The organism is Puia sp. (assembly GCF_035546395.1).
Lineage (GTDB): Bacteria > Bacteroidota > Bacteroidia > Chitinophagales > Chitinophagaceae > Puia.
The window spans coordinates 599,466-617,208 of the sequence record NZ_DASZXR010000014.1 but is presented as its reverse complement, the minus strand read 5'-3'; the positions used below and the strand labels follow the sequence as shown (position 1 = coordinate 617,208).

Annotated in this window: 14 protein-coding genes; 5 read left to right on the top strand and 9 right to left on the bottom strand. The window is 56.0% G+C overall.

Annotated features, from left to right (window positions below; translation table 11 throughout):
* Positions 1 to 3 precede the first annotated feature (3 nt).
* From VHE34_RS15305 to VHE34_RS15290, 4 genes are all read left to right on the top strand, one after another.
* Positions 4 to 645, top strand: a complete 642-nt coding sequence (locus tag VHE34_RS15305; RefSeq protein WP_325589437.1) for a porin family protein — start codon at positions 4 to 6, stop codon at positions 643 to 645.
* A gap of 72 nt (positions 646 to 717) precedes the next feature.
* Positions 718 to 1,305 carry a porin family protein gene (locus VHE34_RS15300; protein ID WP_325589434.1) on the top strand — a complete coding sequence of 196 codons (588 nt, stop codon included), beginning with the start codon at positions 718 to 720 and terminating at the stop codon, positions 1,303 to 1,305.
* A 251-nt stretch (positions 1,306 to 1,556) separates the two neighbouring features.
* A complete protein-coding gene (lon, locus tag VHE34_RS15295) occupies positions 1,557 to 3,959 on the top strand; it encodes an endopeptidase La (protein ID WP_325589432.1) in 2,403 nt (800 codons plus the stop codon).
* Positions 3,960 to 4,249: 290 nt separating this feature from the next.
* Positions 4,250 to 4,684 carry a response regulator transcription factor gene (locus VHE34_RS15290; protein WP_325589430.1) on the top strand — a complete coding sequence of 145 codons (435 nt, stop codon included), beginning with the start codon at positions 4,250 to 4,252 and terminating at the stop codon, positions 4,682 to 4,684.
* Here the strand turns inward: VHE34_RS15290 and bioB are convergent.
* Genes bioB through VHE34_RS15270 form a run of 4 tightly spaced genes read right to left on the bottom strand, consistent with a single transcriptional unit; the run spans position 4,644 to position 8,098 of the window.
* Complete coding sequence (gene bioB, locus VHE34_RS15285; RefSeq protein WP_325589428.1) at positions 4,644 to 5,654, bottom strand: biotin synthase BioB; 1,011 nt, start codon at positions 5,652 to 5,654, stop codon at positions 4,644 to 4,646. The genes VHE34_RS15290 and bioB overlap by 41 nt on opposite strands.
* Before the next feature lie 14 nt (positions 5,655 to 5,668).
* Complete coding sequence (locus VHE34_RS15280; protein ID WP_325589426.1) at positions 5,669 to 6,772, bottom strand: M42 family metallopeptidase; 1,104 nt, start codon at positions 6,770 to 6,772, stop codon at positions 5,669 to 5,671.
* 24 nt (positions 6,773 to 6,796) lie between these two features.
* Positions 6,797 to 7,636, bottom strand: a complete 840-nt coding sequence (locus VHE34_RS15275) for a UbiA family prenyltransferase (protein WP_325589424.1) — start codon at positions 7,634 to 7,636, stop codon at positions 6,797 to 6,799.
* 9 nt (positions 7,637 to 7,645) lie between these two features.
* Positions 7,646 to 8,098: a hypothetical protein gene (locus VHE34_RS15270; protein WP_325589422.1), complete on the bottom strand. Its 453-nt coding sequence runs from the start codon at positions 8,096 to 8,098 to the stop codon at positions 7,646 to 7,648.
* A gap of 49 nt (positions 8,099 to 8,147) precedes the next feature.
* Here VHE34_RS15270 and VHE34_RS15265 point away from each other — a divergent pair, with 49 nt between their 5' ends.
* Positions 8,148 to 9,119: an acyl transferase gene (locus tag VHE34_RS15265; protein ID WP_325589420.1), complete on the top strand. Its 972-nt coding sequence runs from the start codon at positions 8,148 to 8,150 to the stop codon at positions 9,117 to 9,119.
* Positions 9,120 to 9,127: 8 nt separating this feature from the next.
* Here the strand turns inward: VHE34_RS15265 and VHE34_RS15260 are convergent, their stop codons facing one another.
* The 5 genes from VHE34_RS15260 to cobA form a co-directional block, all read right to left on the bottom strand.
* Positions 9,128 to 10,642: a TSUP family transporter gene (locus VHE34_RS15260; protein WP_325589418.1), complete on the bottom strand. Its 1,515-nt coding sequence runs from the start codon at positions 10,640 to 10,642 to the stop codon at positions 9,128 to 9,130.
* 3 nt (positions 10,643 to 10,645) lie between these two features.
* A complete protein-coding gene (locus VHE34_RS15255; protein ID WP_325589416.1) occupies positions 10,646 to 13,456 on the bottom strand; it encodes a TonB-dependent receptor in 2,811 nt (936 codons plus the stop codon).
* A gap of 74 nt (positions 13,457 to 13,530) precedes the next feature.
* Positions 13,531 to 15,216, bottom strand: coding sequence for an NADPH-dependent assimilatory sulfite reductase hemoprotein subunit (locus VHE34_RS15250; protein WP_325589414.1), 1,686 nt, complete (start codon positions 15,214 to 15,216; stop codon positions 13,531 to 13,533).
* A complete protein-coding gene (locus VHE34_RS15245; RefSeq protein ID WP_325589412.1) occupies positions 15,206 to 16,924 on the bottom strand; it encodes a diflavin oxidoreductase in 1,719 nt (572 codons plus the stop codon). Before VHE34_RS15245 ends, VHE34_RS15250 begins: the two co-directional genes overlap by 11 nt.
* Entirely contained in the window at positions 16,918 to 17,733 is an 816-nt protein-coding gene (gene cobA, locus VHE34_RS15240) for a uroporphyrinogen-III C-methyltransferase (protein WP_325589410.1), read from the bottom strand. The genes VHE34_RS15245 and cobA overlap by 7 nt, the downstream gene beginning before the upstream one ends.
* Positions 17,734 to 17,743 lie beyond the last annotated feature (10 nt).

Sequence of the window (17,743 nt, the reverse complement as noted above, 5' to 3'; positions counted from 1 at the left end):
AGCATGAACAAATTGGCTTTTGACAAATGGTCCGCGTCCCTTTCCCTCGTCCTAATGCTGCTCATGGCCTCTGTGACCCGTAGCAACGCTCAACAATCCCTCGAGTGGGGCATCAAGGCCGGCGGTAACCTGATGAGGATAAGCGGGCGGTCCTTCGACGGAAAGAAATACCCGGGCTTCAGCGCGGGCGTCTGGGGTAAGCTGAACTTCACTTCGAAATGGTCCCTTCAGCCCGAGATCGTCTGGAACCAGACCATTGCCAAGACCTCGGACGAATTCAATAGTATTTACGGGGGCGTCAGCCAGCAGCTGGTGAATCTCAACTATGCGGCCATCCCCATTTTCGTTTCCTTCAAACCCAGTCCCTGGCTGTCGATCCTTGTCGGCCCGCAGTACAGCTATCTTGTAACGCAGACCACGGACCTGCTGCAGAATCCGCAAGACCATGGGAAGAAAGCTTTTAATCACAACGACTTCTCCATCGTCTGGGGCGGTCAGCTGAATTTCAATAAGGTGATCTTCGGTCTCCGGTATTCCGCGAACCTCAACAACATCAGCTTCCGTCCAACGGACCTCTGGCGCCAATACGGTTTTCAGGCGTATATCGGCTATCAACTGGGTGATTTCAAACTGAGGAAAAAATAACCCTAAAAACACCTGGCATATAAGTTGAAATAATACATGCAATCCCATCCATTAAACAAAAAACAATCCATCATGAAGAGGAACGCATTCGTATTATTCGCGGCGCTGTCACTTGCCATGCTCCATACCCGGGCGCAAGGCATTCATTTAGGCATCAAAGCAGGCGCTAATTTGTTCAAGGTAGACGGCCAGTCCTTTAGCTCGGAATACAAGTTCGGCTACAACATTGGCGCGTTCTCCGAGATCAATTTCACCCCCAATCTCGGCATCCAGCCCGAGTTGCTGTTCAACCAGACGAACTACCGTACCGGAACACAGTTCGCAGATCTGTATAATGGCGGCATCAACAACTATGAGGGGAAACTGAGGTATCTCAGCATTCCGGTGTTGCTTAATATCCGGCCGATCCCGTTGCTGAGTATTCTCGTGGGCCCGCAATTCGGCATCCTGTTGAATAAGGATGAGCATCTGACCTATCAGGCCAAGCAGGCGTTCAAGAGCGGCGATCTCTCGATCGTCGGCGGCGCTCAACTGAACCTTGCCAGCCTTAAGGTCGGCGCCCGCTATGTTATCGGTTTGAACAATATCAATGATGTGGACGACCAGTCGAGCTGGAAGAACCAGGGTTGGCAGCTGTACGCCGGATTCCGCATTTTCTGATATAAGATGGCAGTTCAATTCTGCTAAAATTTACCGCGATAGGACAACCCGCCTGACAAAACAGGCGGGTTTCTTTTTTTTACGCCTTACTTTTGCATTGGCATTAAACTTGTCCCTTAGAGATTTCGTCCATAAAAGAGTAGGATTTTTCCTTTACAGGTGCTATTTTGTCACCAATTCCAAGTACGCTGGACCCCCGGTTTGGCCAAGGACCGGATAGTACCCGGTCCGAAAATTAAAATTAGTAGAATTTGAAAGCGAACTTATTCATGCGAGCGGAAGATGATCTGGACTTTATGCCCATCATACCCTTGAATGAAACAGATAACGAAGGCCTGAACGATATCGAGATCCCCAAAGAACTTCCGGTTCTCCCACTGCGCAATACGGTGCTTTTCCCCGGTGTCGTCCTCCCGATCACGGTAGGCCGCGACAAAAGCATCAAGTCCGTCAACGACGCCTATAAGACGGACAAGCTGATCGGCGTTCTTGCACAGAAGGACAGCACCATCGAAGACCCGACCGTCACCGACCTCGAAGACGTCGGCACGGTTGCCCGGATCATCAAGCTGATAAAGATGCCGGACGGTGGAACTACGGTTATCCTTCAGGGTAAGCGGCGTTTCAAGGTGGGCGCGGTGACGGCCGAAGATCCCTATTTCAAGGCGCAGGTCGTGCTCCTGCAGGAAGAGGAGGCGCCAAAGGAACAGGATTTCGAAGCCTATGTGTCCAACATCAAGGACCTGGCTTCGCAGATCATCCAGCTGTCGCCGAACATCCCGTCGGAGGCCTCCATCATCCTGAAGAATATCGAGAACCCGTCCTTCCTCATCCATTTCGTCTCCAGCAATCTCAACACAGAGCTGCATGAAAAGCAGCAGTTGCTCGAGATCCACCATATCAAGTCCCGCGCCGATCTGCTGATGCAGCTGTTGCAGCGCGAGCTGCAATTCGCCGAGCTGAAGAACAAGCTTACCAACAAAACGAAGACCGAGCTTGACAAGCAGCAGCGCGAATACTTCCTGCAGCAGCAGATGAAAAGCATCAAGGACGAGCTGGGCGGCGACAGCAACGAACGCGAGCTGAAGGAGATGCAAAAGAAGGCCGAGACCAAGAAATGGCCCGTTGCTGCAAAGGACCTCTTCCGCAAGGGTATCGAACGGCTGGAACGCATGCATCCCAGCACCCCCGACTACTCCGTGGTATACAACCATCTCGATCTGATGCTGGAACTGCCCTGGGAGGATTACACGGACGATTCCTACGACCTGAAAAAGGCCAAAAAGATATTGGACCAGGATCATTACGGCATGGACAAGGTGAAGGAACGAATCCTGGAATACCTTGCCGTCCTCAAGCTGAAGGGGGACATGAAGAGTCCCATCCTTTGTTTCGTCGGCCCTCCGGGCATCGGCAAGACCTCGCTCGGCCGCAGTATTGCCAAGGCCATCGGGCGCAAATATGTGCGGATGTCGCTGGGCGGACTTCATGACGAGAGCGAGATCCGCGGCCACCGTAAAACGTACATCGGGGCGATGCCGGGACGTATCCTGCAGTCGTTGAGAAAGATCAAGTCTTCGAACCCGGTCATGATCCTCGATGAAATTGATAAGACCGGAAGCGATTTCCGCGGCGATCCCAGCTCCGCGTTGCTGGAGGTGCTCGATCCCGAACAGAATCACACCTTCTACGACAACTATCTCGAACTGGAGTACGATCTCAGTAAGGTCCTCTTCGTGGCCACGGCGAACGATATCAACGCGATCCAGCCTGCCCTGCGGGACCGGCTGGAGATCATCGATCTCAGCGGCTATGCCGTGGAAGAGAAGATCGAGATCGCCCGTCGTCACCTCGTCCCCAAACAGAGGGAGGCCCATGGCCTGAAACAACTGAATTTCAAGATTGCCGACAAAGTGCTCGAAAAGGTGATCCAGGACTATACCCGGGAGAGCGGCGTCCGCGAGCTGGACCGGCAACTGGCCTCGATCATGCGCTACCAGGCCAAGGAATATGCGCTCAAAGGAAGGTTAAAGGCGCAGCTGACGCAAGCGGATGTCGAAAAAGTGCTCGGGAAGTCCCGGTACAGTAACGATCTCTATAAGGTTGCCAATATGCCGGGAGTAGCCGTCGGGCTGGCCTGGACCTATGTCGGTGGGGACATCCTGTTCGTCGAGACCAGCCTAAGCGAGGGCAAAGGCGATCTGAAGCTGACGGGCAACCTGGGCAATGTGATGAAGGAAAGCGCCGTCACGGCCTTTACTTATCTGCAGTCCAACGCCCGTAAATACGATATCGATCCGGAGACTTTCAACAAAAAGACCGTCCATGTTCATGTCCCCGAAGGCGCGGTACCCAAGGACGGCCCCAGTGCCGGGGTGACCATGATGACCGCCATGGCCTCCGCCTTTACGGGGAAACGCGTGAAACCCTACCTGGCGATGACCGGCGAGATCACGTTGCGCGGACAGGTCCTGCCCGTTGGGGGTATCAAGGAGAAGATCCTGGCGGCGCGGCGGGCCGGCCTGAAGGAGGTGATCCTTTGCTGGCAGAATGAAAAAGACGTACAGGAGATCGATTCAGCCTTTATCAAGGGCCTTAAATTCAATTTTGTTAAAACTATGCAACAGGTGCTCGAGCAGGCACTGGTACAATGAACACAAACAACCCGGGAAATGTTATTTCAATAGATTTTCATGTTGGTTGTTTTAAGGGTTGGGAAAATGGCAGGTCGATTATCGAAGGTCGACCATGCCATTTTCCGTTTATGTCCGGAACGCTTAGCGTTCCGGGGTGACGTCTTTGTCAGGCCCCTTTTTTATGAGGCGGGCTCGGGCCGTAAGGAGATCACCTTACGGGAAAATGGGTAATCGGTTGTGGATTTGGCAGGTTTTCTTTTTTTTTATCGTCTATGTCCTAAATTTGGAATCCTGAGAAAATAACCTCCATGATCCAATTAATAATCGTCGACGATCATTTCCATGTCCGCGAAGCCTGGAGCTGGGTGTTGGGACAAGTGCCGGGGATCAAGGTGATCGCACAATGCGCCAACGGCCAGGAGGCAATCGACTCCGCCGCGAGACTAAAACCCGATCTGATGCTGATGGATGTCAATATGAGCCCCGTGGATGGCATCGAAGCCACCCGGACGATTCGCGGGCTTTATCCCCATATAAAGATCATCGCAATATCCGTGCAGGCTGAGCGCGCCTATGTCAACGAGATGCTGCGCAGCGGGGCGAGTGGCTACGTCACCAAGAACTCATCCAGCCAGGAAATGATCATGGCCATCGACGAGGTCATGGCCGGTAAGACCTATATCTGCGAGGAAGTGGGCCATCTCAGGCCTGCATTGGCGACTCAGGCGCAAGCGCCGGCGTAACTGCGTTGCCCTGTTCGTCTTTAAAGGCGACACGAGGCTTTAGGCCGAGCAATTCGAACATCAGGTTATCTTCTTCGAAAGAAGGATTGGGCGTCGTGAGCAACTTCTCACCCGCAAAGATGCTGTTGGCGCCGGCCATAAAGCAAAGAGCCTGTTCCGCCTGGCTCATCCCGGCGCGGCCCGCGCTGAGCCGCACCATCGTCGCGGGCATGAGGATGCGGGCAGTGGCGATCATCCGGACCATATCCCATACATCAACCTTGGCGTTCTCCGCGAGCGGGGTTCCTTTTACCCGCACGAGGGCGTTGATGGGCACACTCTCCGGATGTTGAGGAAGGGTAGAAAGGGTATGCAGCATGCCGATCCGGTCTTCATGGGATTCACCCAATCCGATAATGCCGCCGCAGCAGACGGTCACCCCGGCTTTGCGGACGTTGTCGAGGGTCTTCAACCGGTCGTCATAGGTGCGGGTGGTGATGATCTCGCCGTAGTACTCGGGCGAAGTGTCGAGATTATGGTTATAAGCGTAGAGACCGGCGTCGGCCAGCTTTTGCGCCTGGCCTTCATTCAACATGCCAAGCGTACAACACACTTCCATCCCCATTTCGTTAACCCCTTTCACCATATCGAGGACGCGATCGAAATCCTTGTTGTCGCGAACCTCCCGCCAGGCGGCGCCCATGCAGAACCGGGTCGAACCCGCGGCCTTTGCCCTGGCGGCATATTCCAGCACCTCTTCCTTCTTCATCAGGGCCTGTACATTGACACCGGTGCTATAACGGGCAGCCTGCGGACAGTAGGCGCAGTCCTCGGGACAGCCTCCCGTCTTGATGGAAAGCAGCGTGCAGACCTGCACTTCGCCGATGGCGTTGTACTCACGGTGGACAGTGGACGCACGATAGATGAGGTCCAGCAGGGGGGTATCGTAGATGGCTTTTATTTCGGCGATGGTCCAATTATTACGGATCATAACAGTCGGGAATTTTACAGGTAACTCAGATTGGTTTTAGGAGTCAAGGTAAGCAAAGTTTCATACATCAGCCGGATCGTCTGCTCGACGTCCCGCTTGTGCAGCATCTCCACCGTCGTATGCATATAGCGCAGGGGGATGGAGATCAACACAGAGGGACAGCCGTCATTGGCATAGGCGAACGAGTCCGTATCGGTGCCCGTGCTCCGCGATACGGCGCGCATCTGGGCCGGGATATCATGCTTTTCGGCGGTATCCTGTACGATGGCCAGCAGCTTATTGTGCACTGCCGGACCAAAGGCGAGGGAAGGGCCCTTCCCACAGGCGATCTCGCCTTCGATGTTCTTGTTGATCATCGGCGTGGTCGTATCATGGGTGACATCGGTGATGATCGCGATGTTGGGCTTCAGCCGACGGGCGATCATCTCCGCTCCGCGAAGGCCCACTTCCTCCTGCACGGCATTTACGACATAGAGCCCGAAGGGCAGTTTTTTCTTATTCTCGCGTAACAGCCGCGCTACCTCGGCAATCATAAACCCGCCGATGCGGTTGTCGAAGGCGCGGCCGATCAGGTAGTCGTGGGCCAGTTCCGCATAGCCGTCCTGGTAGGTGACGACGGAACCGATATGAACACCGAGCCCCTCCACCTCTTCTTTGGTCCGCGCGCCCGTATCGAGGAAGAGACTCTCCACTTTTGGCGTTGGCTCCTTGGAATCGGGGTTGGCGATGCGGGTATGGATGGCCGGCCAGCCGAAGACGGCGGGCACGGTCCCTTTCTTCCCATGGATAAAGACCCGCATGCCGGGAGCGATCTGGTGATCGACGCCGCCGTTGCGTTTCAGATAGATCAGGCCTTCCTTGGTGATATAGTTGACGAACCAGCTGATCTCGTCCGCGTGCGCTTCGATGACCACCTTGAACGGCGAGTCGGGATTGACGATGCCTACCGCCGTCCCATAAGGGTCGGTAAGATGCGTGTCCACATAAGGCTTCAGATAGTCCAGCCAGAGCCTCTGGCCGCTGCTTTCAAAACCCACCGGAGAGGGGTTGTCGATATATTTTTTGAGAAAATCCCAGGATTTGGGCGTGAGAATAGATCCCGTTGTTCCGCTTTTCACAGTTTTTGCCATGCGCAAATGTACTTAAATCCTAAAAATGAACATCAGCAGCCCGGAAAACATCATCAGGCCGTCCAATACGATATAATAAAGATCGTCCGAGAAGTTCCGTTTGGCCTCCCGGTACAAGGCGCTGGTTATGCCCCCGGGGATCAATAGCAGAAAGACGTAATAGGCGGGAAAACGGTAGAAGGCGAGAACGAGGGTGCTGAGAAAGAAACCGCCCATGGCCGTCCCAAACAACCAGTCGATCCCTCGCTCGCTCAGCAGGGTAATAAGGCTACGAATACCTTCGGTCCTGTCGTCCTGCCGGTCCCGGTAGTCGAAGATTATGCAGATACCGTAGATGAGGAACAACCGGCTGGCCGTGAACCAATAGAAAGAAGGATGCCAGGGGGTACCGGTGACGATCAGGGGAAGCACGGTTGTCACGTAGACCCAGACGAAGGTGAGAAAAAGAGTCTTGCCCACGGCGATCTTTTGCAACAGCTGAAAGGTCCGCCAGGGTAGCTTGGGCGCCGAATACAGGAAGGTGAGGAAGGCGGCAATGCAGAGGGCGATGAAAAAATGCGAGAGATAGAAGAAATAGACGGCCGAACCGACGATCCCTACGAGGTAAAGTATGAAATGCAGGGCTTTGTGCCGGTGCGTCCATTGTACGCGGTGCGAAGGACCGATGCCTTTCGGGGTGAGGTACCAATGGAAGTTATAGCTGCAGATGGTGGCGAAGAAAACGAATCCGAGGAGCCTGCCCGGCGGCGCCACTCCCAACAACAGCCAGGTCGTTTGCCAGACCATCAGAACGGCGCAAATGGCAATATAGAGGCTGCTGAATATGAAATAATCGACGATCGTTCTAAACACGTCCCGAAGTTACGGATTTAGGATAACGATCTGCGGCGAGGTGATCGTATTGCTGGTATCGTTGTTGGTGGTAATTGCGTAGAATTTGTAGATGAGTGTATCGTTCATGTGCAGATTCCCCGACTCGCTAAGAAATCCCTGTGACGGAAGTGCGAACCGCAATTCGCCGGTGGCGCTGCCGTTGAAATTGGGGATCTGCACCGGGAAAGTGTCGAGGCCGACCGAATCGGTCACCGGGAAGGGCACTTGATTGATACGGTTACGGATGGCTACAAAAAGACCGTTGCTTAGGTTCCTGGCGTTGCTCAGCTTGAACATCGCCCGCATCGAATCATCATGGCCAACCACCTGGTTGATGGATTCGAGGGCCAGCTTGGGCTTGGAATTGGAACTCTTACCACAGCCTATGCCGACGATCAGGGTCAAGGACAATGTGCATACCAGGAGATGGCCTGACTTCATGTTGAGCGATTTAAATGCAAGTTTAACTAAAAGGGAGTAATTTTGCAGGGTGCATTTGGAACTTTTTAACAATTTGAATGCCAGTGATTTCATACCCCGGGCCCTCGACCTTTTCCGGTTCCAGTACGAGCATAATCCCCTCTACCGCCGGTACACCGACACCCTGGGCGTGAACCCGGCAGGCGTCGCCCGGCTGGAGGAGATCCCCTTTCTTCCGGTTAGCTTTTTCAAGACCGATGCGGTTAAGACCACCGATTTTGTCCCCGAGACCGTCTTCACCAGCAGCGGAACCACGGGGATGGTCTCCAGCCGCCACGAAATAAAGGACCTTGACCTCTACCGGCAGAGCTTCCGGACAGCATTTACCCACTTCTATGGTACAGTAACGGATTGGTGTGTTATTGGGTTGCTTCCGTCCTACCTGGAACGTTCGAGCAGCTCGCTGGTGGTGATGGTGGACGACCTGATAAAAGGCAGCGGCCATGCGCAAAGCGGGTTCTACCTCTATGAGCACGAGACGCTGTACCGGGTTCTGCAGCAGCTGGAGGCAAAGGGACAAAAGACCCTGCTGATCGGTGTGACTTTTGGCCTGCTGGATTTTGCCGAGAATTATTCACTTTCCCTGCGAAACACGGTCATTATGGAGACCGGCGGCATGAAGGGGCGCCGGCGCGAGCTGACCCGGCCTGAACTCCACGCATTCCTGGCAAGCCGGCTGGGCGTCGATGCCATCCACGCCGAATACGGCATGACCGAGCTGCTGTCCCAGGCGTATTCCGCGGGCCAGGGATTGTTCACCTGCCCGCCCTGGATGCGGATGCTGGTACGCGCCGAGGACGACCCGCTGGAAGTCCGGCCGGAAGGGGAGGGCATCTTCAACATCATCGACCTTGCCAATCAATGGTCCTGCGCCTTCCTGGCCACCGACGATGTCGGGCGCATCCGCCCGGACGGCCGCTTCGAGGTTGCCGGCCGCGTGGACAACAGCGATATAAGAGGATGCAGTTTGCTGGTCGCCTGATGCGTCCGTCAGTTATGAAGCACCTGTAGGATCGCCTTCCAAAGCGTATTGCAGCTGGTGAGGATCACCAGCGCGCCCACGGCGATGAACATCGTCTTCACCGGCAGCTTGCCCGCCAGCCTCGCGGCGATCGGCGCGGCAATGATCCCGCCGAGGATCATCCCGGCGACATCCAGCAGCGGGATACTCTCCAGCAGGATAAAAAAGGTAATGGAGCTGGCCAATACGACGAAGAATTCCGCCAGGCAGACCGAACCGATGACATAACGCGGGTTGCGCCGCTTGGAGATGAGGGTGCTGGTCACCAGAGTCCCCCAGCCGCCGCCGGCAAAAGCGTCCGTGAATCCCCCGACGGAGGCCAGCCAGCCTGCCTGCCTCACCTTGTCTTTCGGGTTGCGCCGGGCAAAGGCCTTTCTCAAAATATAATATCCCAGGTAGATGGTATACATCGAAAGCGGGACACGCACATATTTCGTGTAGGTCTGACCGAAATAGGCCATGGTCGCGCCAAGCACCGCGCCGATGATCCCCGGGACCACGATAGCGCGAAACAGTTTTTTGTTGATGTTGCCGAACCGGTGGTGGCTATACCCGGAGACTCCGCTGGAGAAGACCCTTGCCGAGTGTACGCGGCTGCTGACGATCGCGGGCGGTACGCCGTAGGCGAGTAAAAAGGTCGTAGAGATCGTCCCGTAGCCGAGTCCCATCGACCCGTCGACCATCTGCGCAAGAAAACCCGCCAGGGCCATGATCAGGAATCCGTTCACGTCGAAGCGCTCAGGCAGCCTGCGAAAGAATTCGATCAGCCCCCCAAAGGGAATATAGGAAAGGATGCCGTGCCCGATGATCATAAAGCAAAAGGCGAAGAGACACCATTTGACCACCTGCTGCCAGCTTTTTTGCCGCGGGGTGATCGCGGGCGTCGCCTGTTTGGCCACAAGCACCTTGGTCAGCTCGTTGAGCTTGCGGACCTTCTCGGGAAAGTCGCCGTTGAGCTGTTGCCGGATAGTCTGCATATTGTTCAACACGCTCTCCATCTCGTCGGGGATCATGCCACCCAGTTCTTCCTTCAGCCGCTTGGCGATGGTCGGCGATTTGCCGTTCGTGGAGATCGCGATCTTCAGGTTCCCCTTTCTGATCACCGAGCTGAGATAAAAGTCACAGAGGTCGGGCGTATCCGCCACATTGACGAGAATACCCGCTTCTTTCGCATCGCGAGCGATCGTCTCGCTGACGGAGCGGTCATTCACAGCCACGATGGCGATGTCGGCGCTTTCCAGATCGCAGCGATGATAGGGACGTTCCAGCAGCAGGATATTGGAATGCCTGGCCGCCAGATCGCGCACGGCGGCGGAGATATCCGGCGCAACGACAGTGATCGAAGTGGAGGGCGAATTTTGCAGAACAGCCTGCAATTTTTCGAGGCCCACCTTGCCCCCGCCCACGATCAGCAATCGCAGCTGTTCCAGTTTTACAAATACAGGGAACAGGGTATTTCCTCGATCAATGATGACTTCACTCATGAATTACTTCCTCGGATTGGTATCGAATACGACGCTGAAATAATAGAAGGCGCCGATGGTCGGCCCCCCAAGATACTGATAATATCGAGTATTGAGCAGATCAGTAGCCCCCAATTTTAGTGTACTAAACAAACCGGGGATATGATAGTTCACCTGCGCATCCATGCTTCCGTATGCAGGCACTTCGCCTGCGGAGAGCGGGCTGTTCCAGTAGAACCGGCTCTGCCAGTGCCAGCCGACCGTGAAACCCGTATTGGGCAGGATCTCGCGATTGCCGATGGATAGGTTGGTGATCCACGACGGCGTGTTGAAGGCCGGGGAAAAGGCGTCGGTGGACTCCGAGCTCACGATCGCCGCGTAGCTGGCGTTGCCGGTCAGGACGAACTTCTTATAGAAATTATATTTGAACCCGATCTCCAACCCCTGGTTGGTGACGCGGCTCTTCGAATTGGTCCACATCTTGTATTTCGTCACCGACCCGTTATACACCTGGGTGGCCGCGGCGGCGTCGACCCCGTTGATCGTACCCGTTTTGGGCTGCGTGATATCCAGTTGACCGATGAAATGATCGTAGGAGCTGAAATAATAGTCGACGTCCACGAACAGCTTGTTGTCGAACAGGATGCCCTTATAACCCGCTTCGAACGAGTTGATATGCTCGGGCTGGATATAGTCGTAGGTGCTTTGAACCAGCACGCCGGCCTCTTTCTGTATCGCAGCGCTTTGCGTCAGCCCGCCGGTGTTGATATCGGCATTGACGGCGTTCTTGAAAGCGGTCACCGAACTGTTGATATAGGAATTCTCGAATGCATTCAGATGGCGGCTAATGATCGGCACACCGCCCAGCCGGCGGACGCCGCCGTTGTTGACGTAGGCAAAACCTTCGAACAGGGTGGGGAAGCGGTAGCCGTTCTGGAAGGAGGCCCGGAAATTATGCTGCACCGTTGGAGAATAGACCACCGCGATCCGGGGGTTCCATTTGGGATCGAAATACTGGGTCTTGTCCATGCGGACAGAGGCGACGATCTTGAGCTTTTCGTCGAACAACTGTTTGGTCGCCTGTACAAACGCGCCCCAGGTGTAGTAATGGAATTTGTCGGTAGAGCGCTTGGGATCACTCCAGGCTCCCGGATTTACATAGTTGTTCCCGTCGGGGGTGACGATATAATTGCGGTAATTGGCCCCGGTCAGGATCTGTACGAAGGGAATGAGCCGGGACCAGTCGTATTGACCCTCGACATGGGCAAAGGCGGATTTCAGCAACATCTGCGCGCCCACGGTGTCCCAGTTGTTGGTGTGGATGATCTTATTGCGGACGCTGTCGAACGCCTTCGTTCCGGGTTGAAAGCGGCCGGCGTCGGCAAAGGTTCGGGCCGCTGCCAGCGACGAATTCACATCGTGATAGGTCGCAAGTCCGGAAGTGTTGTACGCGTTGTTGAACCCCGTCGTATAGTCGTTCCACCACTGTGGGGACTTCTTGAACGCCATATCGATGTTCTCACCCAGGGGCCGGAAATTGAAGGAGTTGTTGCCGGTATTCTCGGAAGTGTAGTAGCCTTTGAGCGAGAAGTCCCGGGACTTTATGTCGATCGCATGTTGCTGGATATGTTCCCCGTCGAGCCGGACCCGGTTGCCCCGCTGATAATTATTGGTCACCCAGCCGGTCCGGTAGGTGTAAGACAGCTCGGTAGTGGAGTTGGGTTTATAATGCAGCGAAGCATCGACCTTGCTGTTGCCGACGGCATAGTCGGTGAGATCCTTTTCGAGATAACCCGTGCGGGATACATCGTATTTCTTCCCCGCGAGGGTCAGGGTCTTCAGATCGCTGTTGTATTCGTCGCCGTACCGGTTGATCAGATCCGCACCGGGGTTGGCGGCGGCAACGGGGGCATTCGTCTTGTTACCGACGTCAAAGTACTGGTCATGCCGGTTGTTGGCGATCCAGTCGATGCCCTGCGAATGGGCCGCATTGATCTTGAAGGCCCATTTCGGGGTCAGCGCCCTGGCCCAACGGATCGCATACTCGGAATACAATGCCGCGCCATGATCGGGATCGTTGACGTGATTGACGCCCTCCTTCCAATAGACGCTCAGCCCTTCGTATTGAAACGGGGACTTGGTCTTCAGATTGGCGATGCCGTTAATGGCGTTCAATCCGTAGATCGCCGAGGCGGCGCCGGGGATCAGCTCCACGCTTTCGATGTCCAGCTCGGTCGGACCCACCGCATTCGCCACCGGGGCGCCGATTCCCGGCGAGATATTGTCGATGCCGTCGACCATCTGTAAAAAGCGGGAGTTGGTCGTGCCTGCAAAGCCGCGGGTATTGGGCACCTGGTAGCCAAGGCTTAGGGTGGTCATCTGCACTCCCTTGACATTGGTCAGCGCGTCATAGAAGGTGGGCGCGGGGCTGGCCCTGATCGACTGGACATCCAGCTTTTCGATGGTAACGGGACTGCGTAGGATGCTCTCCGACACCCGGGACGCGGTGACGACGACCTGGTCGACCAGCACCGTACGGGTATTCAGGCTGATCGAGACACCTTCGTTCTGCGTGACCTCGAACTCCTGCGCCTTATACCCCACCGAGGTGACGACAAGCGTCAGCGGCGGTTTCCGGTTGGTCTTCAGATGGAAGCTGCCGTCTTCGGCCGAAACAGTCCCGATGGACGTCCCTTTGATCCTGACCGACGCGGAAGCCAGTAGGGCATGCGCGCTGGAGTCATAGATCTTCCCGGAAATGATGTAGGGGTCCTGGGCCCGGCCAACAACCGCTGCCGCGAGAAAGCATACGGTCAGAATGAAAAAACGTTGCATAAGCATATTAGTCTATTAATTTAGTAGAGTAATTGAGTTTAATTAAGCCCGGCTTGCGCCGGGCTGTGTTACATTCAGGACTTGAACCAGCGCTGGCGCAGGGCGAAGTCCCCGAACCGTTCGCCAATTATTCTTTCTTTTTTGTATAACCAAAACAGGAGATCCAGCTCCTTGAGGATCGCCGTCTCGTCTAAATTCTCCTTGTACAGCCGGTTGAGCCGGGTTCCTTCATGGTCGCCGCCGAGGTACAGGTTGTAGCGGCCGGGGGCCGTTCCCACGAACCCGATCTCCGCGGCATAAGGCCGGCCGCAGCCATTGGGACAGCCGGTCATCCGGATGATGATCTCCTCCTGGCTTAGTTCATGATCGGCCATCAACCTTTCGATATGCGTGATCAGGCCGGGCAGGTAGCGTTGCGACTCCGCCAGCGCCAGTCCGCAGGTAGGAAGGGCCACACAGGCGATGGAATTTTTTCTGATCGCCGAGGCCATCTCCGTATGCCCGGTAAGTCCATACTTTTCCAGGATGCCGTTGATCGCACTCTTATCCTTCTTCTTTACATCGGCAACGATGATCTTCTGGTTCACCGTAAACCGGAAATTCGCCTTCCCGGTCCCGGCGACCTCCAGCAGGGCCGTCTTTAGCGGCACGGCCTCATCCACGACCCGGCCGTTCTCCACAAAGAGGGTGTAGTGCCAGAGACCCTTGTGGTCCTGCTGCCAGCCATACCGCTCGGTGCGGTCGTTGAAGACATAAGGCCGGGGATCTTCCAGCGGGAAGCCGACGCGTTTTTCCAGCTCCTGCCGGTACCATTCGGCGCCGTATTTATCGAGGGTGTACTTCAATCTCGCCAGCTTCCGGTCGCTGCGGTTGCCATAGTCGCGCTGGATGGTGACGACCTCGTAAATGGCCTTGAAGAGCCGCTCGTCGCCTCCATCGACCGGTACGAACGCGATGACGCTCGCCAGCCGCGGATAGGTATCGGGATTTCCGTGCGTGGCCCCGAGGCCGCCGCCGATCGCGATATTGAAACCCTTCAGCCGGTCGTCCTCGATAATGGCGATCAACCCAAGATCGTTGGTCAGCACATCGACATCGTTATTCGGCGGTATGGCAATCCCGATCTTGAACTTCCTCGGCAGATACCGGTCCTGGTACAGATCGTCTTCTTCCGTCTTGTCGCTGATCCGCTGTTCGTCGAGCCATACTTCATACCAGGCGCGCGTCTTGGGCAACAGGAAGGTGCTGATCTTCGCCGCATAGGCATGTATCTGTTCGTGCAGGGGGGACTGCAGCGGATTGGCCGTGCTGGTCACATTCCGGTTGACGTCGCCGCAGGCGGCAATCGAGTCCAGCGACACGGCATTGAATGCCGCCATCGTCGGTTTGACCACGCTCTTCAGAATGCCATGCAGTTGGATCGTCTGCCGGGTCGTGATCTTGATGACGCCGGTGGAATACTCGCCGGCAACATGGTGGATGGCGATCCATTGGCCGGGCGTAAGGAATCCGCCGGGGATGCGCAGACGTACCATAAAGGAAAACAGCCGCTCGAGCTTTTTCTCCGCCCGTTCTTCCCGGCGGTCGCGGTCATCCTGCAGGTACATCCCGTGGAACTTCACCAGGGCCTGGTCGTCTTCGGCAATGGCGCCCGTAAGCTCGTCCCGCAGCCCTTCCTTGAGGGTGCCGCGCAACCCGTCGCTTTTTTGCTTGATCCGCTCAGTCGCCGATAGACTCTTTATTTCAGTACTAGTAGACATCTTTTACAAACCTCCCTGCTTCTTTTAATTCTTCGAGATAGGTTTCCGCCTGGGTGGTATTCTTTCCCCCTTCCTGTTGGATGATGCTCAGCAGCGTGTTCTCCACATCTACGCTCATCGGCTCCCTGGCGCCGCAGATGTAGACATGCGCACCGCTTTCCAACCAACGATACAACTCGGCCGAATGCTTCTGCATCTTATGTTGAACATACACCTTTTCCTTCTGGTCGCGCGAGAAGGCGGTGTGGATATGCGTCAGCACACCGGTCTTTACCCAATCCTGCATCTCGGTCTGGTAGAGGAAATCGGTGGTGAAGTGCTGGTCGCCGAAAAAGAGCCAGTTCTTACCCGACGCGCCCTTGCTGTCGCGTTCGGCAAGGAAGGAGCGGAAAGGGGCGATGCCGGTTCCCGGCCCGATCATGATCAGATCGCTGTCTTCGGCGGGCAGCCGGAACCGGGTGTTACGATGTACGTAGAACTCGACGGAGTCCCCCACGGCCAATTGCGAAAGTCCATCCGAGCAGAGTCCGAATCGTAGATCCCCATTGACGAAGAAGTTGTCCCGCGCCACCGTGAGATGGATCTCGCCGGGATGCGCCTCGGGCGATGAGGAGATGGAATACAGTCTCGGAGCAATAGGTTCGAGGATGCCGACGACGGCATGGAACTGATCGATATCTTTTACCGGGTAGATCTTCAGCAGATCGAGCAAGCCTATCTTCGTTTCGGGGATCTCCTGTTTGACGATACCCGCATATTTCCGGACGACGCGTTCGGGCAGGTAGACGATATTCAGCTTCCGGTGCAGCAGGTGTTGCAGGGGATGCTCTTCGGTGCGGTGAAGCAGCCTTTTGCCCGCATCCGCGCCGGTGAGTCCGATAATTGCCTCTACGAGGACAACAGGATTGGCGGGGATGATGCCGATAGAGTCGCCGGGCTGGTAGTCCACGTCTTCGGCTGCGATCTCGATATGATGGGTCTGCTTGGCGCTTCCACGGTCGTTCAGGTTGATATTGGCCAGAACGGTTCCCACCCAGGTCTTCTTGCCTGCGCCGATCTTTGGCGCCGGCGCCGCCGTTGTCACCGCTGCAGGTGCGGCTGCCGGACCATTCAGCTGTTGCAGCACCGAGTCGATCCATGCATTGGCCTCCGTTTCATAGTCGGTGTCTAATTTCCTCAACGACAAAAGCCGTTGTCCGCCCATCTTATGGAGCTGTACGTCCACATCTTCTCCCGCTTTGCAGAACAACGGATAAGAAGTGTCGCCAAGAGCAAGCACTCCATATTTCAATCGTTCCAGCTTCAATCCCCCCTGGTGGATATGATCATAGAATTTTTTCGCGGCGGCCGGCGGTTCGCCGTCGCCCTGGGTGCTGATAACGGCGAAAAAATATTCCTCCTTCGACAGATCCCCCAGCCGGTATTGCTCGAGGCCGACGAGTTTGGCCTGGATGCCCTTCTTTTTTGCGCGGGCCGCAAGATCGGTCGCCAGCTTCTTCGAGTTACCGGTCTCGGTCCCGTAAGCGACGGTGATCTTCGGGAGATTCGCGGCGGCAACGGCAGGCGTCGCCGACGGAACTGCAACAGGCGCGGGCGCGTTGTTCTGCGCCACGACCCCTGCCAGGTATCCGGAAAGCCAGATCAGTTCCTCCCGTGACGAACCCGCGATCAACTCCTGCATCAATGTCATTTTCGGCGTATTCAGCATACTGCGATATTTTTATTGATAGGGGGAAAGTATAATTCCTTACTGCGGCTGTTGGCCAGCCATTGGAAGGAGGAATGCAAGGCCGCAACGCGGCCGATGATGACCAGCGTCGGTGACGCATACCGGCTGCCTCCGGCAGAGGCCAGGTACTCCTGTACCGGCCAGGAGTGAACCCGTTGCATGGGTGTGGTCGCCTGCTCGATCACTGCGATCCACCGGTCGGATGCAATGCCGTTCCCGACGAATTGAGAAACGATCTCATCCAGCGGCGCGGAGGACATATACAACACCAGCGTATCTTCGGTCTGGGCAAGGTCACGCCACCAGGAAACATCGGTAACCGGCCGGCAGCCTGTCAAAAAGCGCACGGCCGTGGAATAGCCTCTTGCGGTCAGCGGAATACCCGCATAGGCAGCGGCGCCCAGCGCGGCGGTGACCCCCGGCACGATCTCGTAGGGTATCCCGTTTTGCGTCAACGCCTCCAGCTCATCCAGGACATTGGAGAAGATGGAGACATCGCCGCCCTTGAGCCGAACCACCAGCCGGCCTTCGAGGGCATGGGCGATCAGCAGCTCATTGATCTCCGCCTGCGGCGTCGACCCTTCTTTGCCGCATTGCTTCCCAACGGGAATGACGATCGCCTGGGGGCGCACATACCCGGAAACCATCTCCGGGCTCACCAGCCGGTCCACGACAACGACTTCAGCCTGCTGCAGCCAACGAAGGGTCTTCAGCGTCAGCAGTTCCGGGTCCCCGGGGCCTGCGCCGGCGAGGATCACTTTTCCGATATGGAAGGATTGTATATTCATACTATTTGTG

Excerpts from the sequence above, each read along its gene's own strand:
- VHE34_RS15305 (WP_325589437.1), top strand. The coding sequence starts at position 4 with ATGAACAAATTGGCTTTTGACAAATGGTCCGCGTCCCTTTCCCTCGTC.
- VHE34_RS15300 (WP_325589434.1), top strand. The coding sequence starts at position 718 with ATGAAGAGGAACGCATTCGTATTATTCGCGGCGCTGTCACTTGCCATG.
- VHE34_RS15290 (WP_325589430.1), top strand. The coding sequence starts at position 4,250 with ATGATCCAATTAATAATCGTCGACGATCATTTCCATGTCCGCGAAGCC.
- bioB (WP_325589428.1), bottom strand. The coding sequence starts at position 5,654 with ATGATCCGTAATAATTGGACCATCGCCGAAATAAAAGCCATCTACGAT.
- VHE34_RS15270 (WP_325589422.1), bottom strand. The coding sequence starts at position 8,098 with ATGAAGTCAGGCCATCTCCTGGTATGCACATTGTCCTTGACCCTGATC.
- VHE34_RS15260 (WP_325589418.1), bottom strand. The coding sequence starts at position 10,642 with ATGAGTGAAGTCATCATTGATCGAGGAAATACCCTGTTCCCTGTATTT.
- VHE34_RS15255 (WP_325589416.1), bottom strand. The coding sequence starts at position 13,456 with ATGCAACGTTTTTTCATTCTGACCGTATGCTTTCTCGCGGCAGCGGTT.
- VHE34_RS15250 (WP_325589414.1), bottom strand. The coding sequence starts at position 15,216 with ATGTCTACTAGTACTGAAATAAAGAGTCTATCGGCGACTGAGCGGATC.
- VHE34_RS15245 (WP_325589412.1), bottom strand. The coding sequence starts at position 16,924 with ATGCTGAATACGCCGAAAATGACATTGATGCAGGAGTTGATCGCGGGT.
- cobA (WP_325589410.1), bottom strand. The coding sequence starts at position 17,733 with ATGAATATACAATCCTTCCATATCGGAAAAGTGATCCTCGCCGGCGCA.